This is a genomic window from Corallococcus llansteffanensis, from assembly GCF_003612055.1.
Lineage (GTDB): Bacteria > Myxococcota > Myxococcia > Myxococcales > Myxococcaceae > Corallococcus > Corallococcus llansteffanensis.
The window spans coordinates 1-4,458 of the sequence record NZ_RAWB01000717.1 but is presented as its reverse complement, the minus strand read 5'-3'; the positions used below and the strand labels follow the sequence as shown (position 1 = coordinate 4,458).

Sequence of the window (4,458 nt, the reverse complement as noted above, 5' to 3'; positions counted from 1 at the left end):
GATCATGGATGGGGTCCGAGCCCACGAGCCCCGCGAAGTACTGGTGCGCCACCTCGTGCGCCACGGTGAACTCCAGCGTGCGCTCCAGCGACGCGCCCACCTGCGCCAGCATCCCCGCGCCCAGCGCCTCCAGGTGGTGGTGGCGAGCGCGTCCTCCATCGAGCGCGCCATCCGGCACCACTACCACGGGGAGGTCACCTCCTCGGCCGCCACGCCGCTGAGCTTCGGCATGGAGGAGGTCACCTTCGAGCTGGCCCCGCCGCAGCACGCGGAAGGCGTGGCGCCCACTCCGCCCCCGCGCGCCCAGGGTCCGGCGCCGCGCGACATGGAGCTGATGTCGAAGGTGGAGGCGCTCACGCAGCAAGTGGCGGACCTGGAGCGCATGGTGGCGCAGCAGGCCCGGGTGATGCGCGGGATGATGGATGCGCTGGAGGCCCGGGGCGCGCTGACGCGCGAGGAGGTCCAGGCGAAGGCCCGGTAACGAGGCATGGCGCTCCCCTTCCCCTTCCACGAAAAGCTGAAGCTGGAGCTGACCGTCACCGCGGCGGAGCAGGCGTTCACCATTCCCGGTGGCCAGGTGCAGGCCTTCTCGCTGCGGATGACGCCCTCCGGCTTCACCGGCTCGCTGACGTTCTGGACGTCGCTGGAGAAGGTGGACGCGGCGCTCTTCACCGCGTTCAGCAAGCCGGACCTGGTGCGCGTGCGGCTGTCCCTGTCCGGGGTCTACGACCCGCCCCCCACGCCGCTGCTCGTGCAGGGCATCGTGACGGAGAAGCGCGTCGCCGGTTCGGCGCACGGCAACAAGGACGGCGTGGCGGTGGCCTTCCGCCGGTACACCGTGGAGTTCGCGGACCCGGCGCGGGTGCTCTGGAAGCAGCACCGCCCGGTGGAGCTGCACACCGGCAAGAAGGTGTCGGAGCTGCTCGATCTGCACAAGCCGGGTGGCCTGCTGCTCACGTACGACTGGGACGCGCTGGAGGCGAAGCAGGCGCTGGTGTGCCTGGGCATTGGCGATGACCATCCGTCCGCGAGCTTCTACGACTTCGTCCTCTGGTACGTGGACACGCGTGGCGGCGTGCTGACGTACGCCAGCCCCACGGACACGTACACGTTCTCCGCGAAGAAGGCCGCCACGGGGACGGTCGCGGCGCTCAGCCGCAAGCACGTGGAGCGCGTGGACGTGGAGCTGCCCCCTGTCATCCGGCACGGCGCGCGGGTGCTCAACGGCTTCGGGGCCGCGCCGACCACGGTGGCGCTGGATCAGGCGCAGGCGGTGGCGGGCATCCACCACGACATGCTCGTGCGCACGCCCATCGCGGCGGAGGCCGAGCAGCGCCAGTCGCGGGAGAAGGAGCGCCTGCGGCTGCGCAAGCGGCGCCTGCGGCTGACGTTCCTCGACGTGCCACCGCTCGCGCTGCACCCGGGCGCGTTGATCAAGCTGGACGGACCGCTCTGGAGCCCGGACCTCACCGGCCTGGGCGAGGACCTGCGCGTGGCGGAGCTGTCCTTCGACGGCGTGGGCCTCCAGGTCGGTCCGCATGACGGCCAGCAAGAGGCGACGGAGGGCTACGAAGTCACGCTGTCCGTGCTCCTGGAGCAGAAGTCGGATCCAGCGCCGGAGCTGCCCGCGTACCGGCCGCCCCACTACCCCATCTACGTCGAGGGCAAGGTGCACAGCCCCGGCGGCGAGGCCACGGATCGCATCTACCTCCAGGTGGATGATCCGAAGACATCGGTGACGAGCTGGCGGGTGACGGTGCCGCTGTGGAGCAAGACGGTGAGCGTGCCGGCGGAGCCCGGCCTGTTCCCGGGCACCTTCTACTTCCCGCCGTACAAGAACGAGCGCGCGCTGGTGGCGCTGCACTTCGACCACGCGGCGCTGCACCGCTTCCTGGACTGGGGCGAGGGCGTGCGCATGCCCCAGGACAGCCAGGGCGATCAGCTCCTCTTCGGAAAGAACGGCAAGAACCAGACGGCGATGACGCACGACTACCAGGACGCCAAGCCGGTCTGGAACCTGGGTCGGGTGAACTCGAACGACACGGAGATCGTCCGCATCTCCGAAGGCCGGCTCCTCATCCAGACGAAGGAGGAGCCCGGTGGCGCGGCGACGACGCCCACGTATGACGTGACACCGCAGGTGGAGACGGCGAAGGGCGACCTCACGGCGGGCGTGGACGGCGCGGTGGGCCAGACGACGGCGGCCTACACGGCGTCCACGGCGGCGGTGAATGCCAAGCTCAACGCGGCGTCGGAAGAGACGGGCGCGGCGCTCTCCGCCGCAGAGGCGAAGGTGAAGGGCCAGGCCGCCGAGTCCCGCGCGAAGCTGACCGGCGCGCTCAACGGGCTGGACGGGCAGACGGGGGCGCTGTCCGGCTCCGCCGCCGAAGCCAAGGCCGCACTGGCGGGGTTGAAATGAACGAGCTGCGCGCGGCGGTGGCGAAGCACAAGGCGACCGTGCAGGGCTTCGGCTCGGGCGTGACGCCGCGCCTCACCACGGCGAAGGGCGAGGTGGAGGCGCTGGCGCAGGGCGTGCTGACGCTCGTCGCCACGCTGCGCCCGACGGTGGACGGGACGGTCGGGAAGCTGCTCACGCAGGTCAACGCGGTGAACGTGAAGGTGTTGGATCCCTCCTCCCGCTTCCAGGCGCTGGCGGCGGAGGTGCAGGGCCACCAGCAGGCCCTGTCCGCGTCGGGCACGAAGGCCCGCGCGTCGTCGGAGTCCCTGGGGAAGGAAGCGACGGCGAAGAGCCAGGGGCTGGAGGCGCAGGCGAAGACATCCGCCGAGTCGTCCCAGGGCCAGCTCACCGCGCTCCAGCAGCAGGTGGGCCAGCGCTGCGACGCGGACAAGCAGTCCTTCGACGCGAAGCTGAAGGCCCGGAAGGGCTCGCAGACGGACACGGAGGCGCGCCGCGCGCAGGGCTACGCGCTCATCGAACAGACGCGCACGCAGCTCACCCAGGACCTCCAGGGCGTGGGGTCCACGCTCGCGGCGGCGCTCGCCGCGGTGCTGGTGCGCCTGGCCACCTCGCGCGATACAGCGACGGGCAAGAGCACCCAGCTCACCTCCCTGGTGGACGGCGCGGTGAACGACCCCGTCCGCGCGCTGGCCGCGCTGCACCAGGAGATCGTCGGCGCGGGCAAGACGACGCAGGAGGCCCACCAGACGCAGCAGTCCGCGCTGGAGACGCAGCGCAAGACGCTCGCGGATCAGGTGAAGGCGGCGGCGGCGACGGCGGCCGGCATCGTCGACCCGGTGGACACCCAGGTGGCCCCGACGCTGACGACGGGCAAGACGCAGGCGTCGGGGACGCTGGAGACGCTGGGCAAGACGGTGGGCGGTCAGGTGGCCACGGTGACGGCGCAGCTCGTGGCGGTGGAGCAGCTCATCGACCAGGTGCAGAAGCGCATCGAGGCCGCCATCACCCAGGTGAGCACCACCATCGACGGGCTGGTGACGGGCACCCTCACGGCGGTGGAGGCCATCAAGACGCCGCTGAAGCAGACGCTGGATGCGGCGTTCACCACGCTGGACACGCTGGTGGCCAGCATCAGCGCGCTCAAGCAGCAGGTGATGGCCCTGTTCGAGGCCCTGCCCCAGAAGCTGGAGCAGCTCCAGACCCTCTTCCAGCAGCTCGTGGGCTCGCTGGAGGCGCTGCTGGAGCGGGCCCTGGGCCTGCTGGACGCCATCCCCGCCGCGGACCTGCCCAAGCCCCTGGTGACCCCGGCCGTGCAGGGCATCAGCCAGGTGGTGGGGCAGATCACCACGCAGCTGGGGACGATCTCGTCCCAGGTCGGCAGCCAGCTCCAGTCGGTGACGCAGACCATCGTCTCGCAGGTGGACGCGGTGCAGACCCAGGCGCAGACGCAGATCGACACGGCCACGAACCAGGTCGTCACGCAGATGGGCACGCTCACGCAGTCCGTGCTCCAGGCCATCGAGCAGGCCACGGCCCAGGTGTCGCAGGTGATTGCCACGGGCGTGACCCAGATTGGCACCGCGAAGGAACAGGGCGTCCAGCAGATCAAGGCCATGCAGCAGCAGGTGGCCGCGCAGGTGACGCCGCTGGACACGCAGGTGCCCGAGCGCCTCAAGGCCCTGGACACGCAGGTGGGCGCCGGCATCGACGCGGCCGTGCAGGCCATGAAGACGACGAAGGCGACGGCGGAGGGGCAAGTGACGTCGGCGAAGGGGCGGCTGGATTCGCACCTGGGCACGACGAACACGTCCGTCACGGCCGCGCTGAAGTCGCTGGAGCAGGCCCGCGCGAGCGCGGAGACGGCGCTCGCCACCCAGGTGGACAAGGCCCTGGCGGCGTTCAAGCAGCGGGCGGAGTCCACGAAGACGAGCGCCCAGACGCGGGTGGACGCGGCCGCCAGCGACGCCACCACGTCGAAGCCCCAGCTCCTCTCCCCGCTCGACGCGATTGGCGCCCAGCTGGGGGCGGGGGCCTTCGCG

At 71.2% G+C, this 4,458-nt stretch carries 3 protein-coding genes; all 3 read left to right on the top strand.

The features are described 5' to 3' along the window. Nucleotides 1-139 precede the first annotated feature (139 nt). A complete protein-coding gene (locus D7V93_RS38855; RefSeq protein ID WP_208723296.1) occupies nucleotides 140-481 on the top strand; it encodes a hypothetical protein in 342 nt (113 codons plus the stop codon). 6 nt (nucleotides 482-487) lie between these two features. Continuing rightward, nucleotides 488-2,419: a hypothetical protein gene (locus tag D7V93_RS38850; RefSeq protein ID WP_120648110.1), complete on the top strand. Its 1,932-nt coding sequence runs from the start codon at nucleotides 488-490 to the stop codon at nucleotides 2,417-2,419. Then, nucleotides 2,416-4,458 (top strand): YhgE/Pip domain-containing protein (locus D7V93_RS38845; protein ID WP_120648109.1); only part of this gene is annotated, 2,043 nt, incomplete at its 3' end. The genes D7V93_RS38850 and D7V93_RS38845, both read left to right, overlap by 4 nt.

What these genes read in the sequence shown, in the direction of transcription:
- D7V93_RS38850 (WP_120648110.1), top strand. Translation starts at nt 488, where the DNA reads ATGGCGCTCCCCTTCCCCTTCCACGAAAAGCTGAAGCTGGAGCTGACC.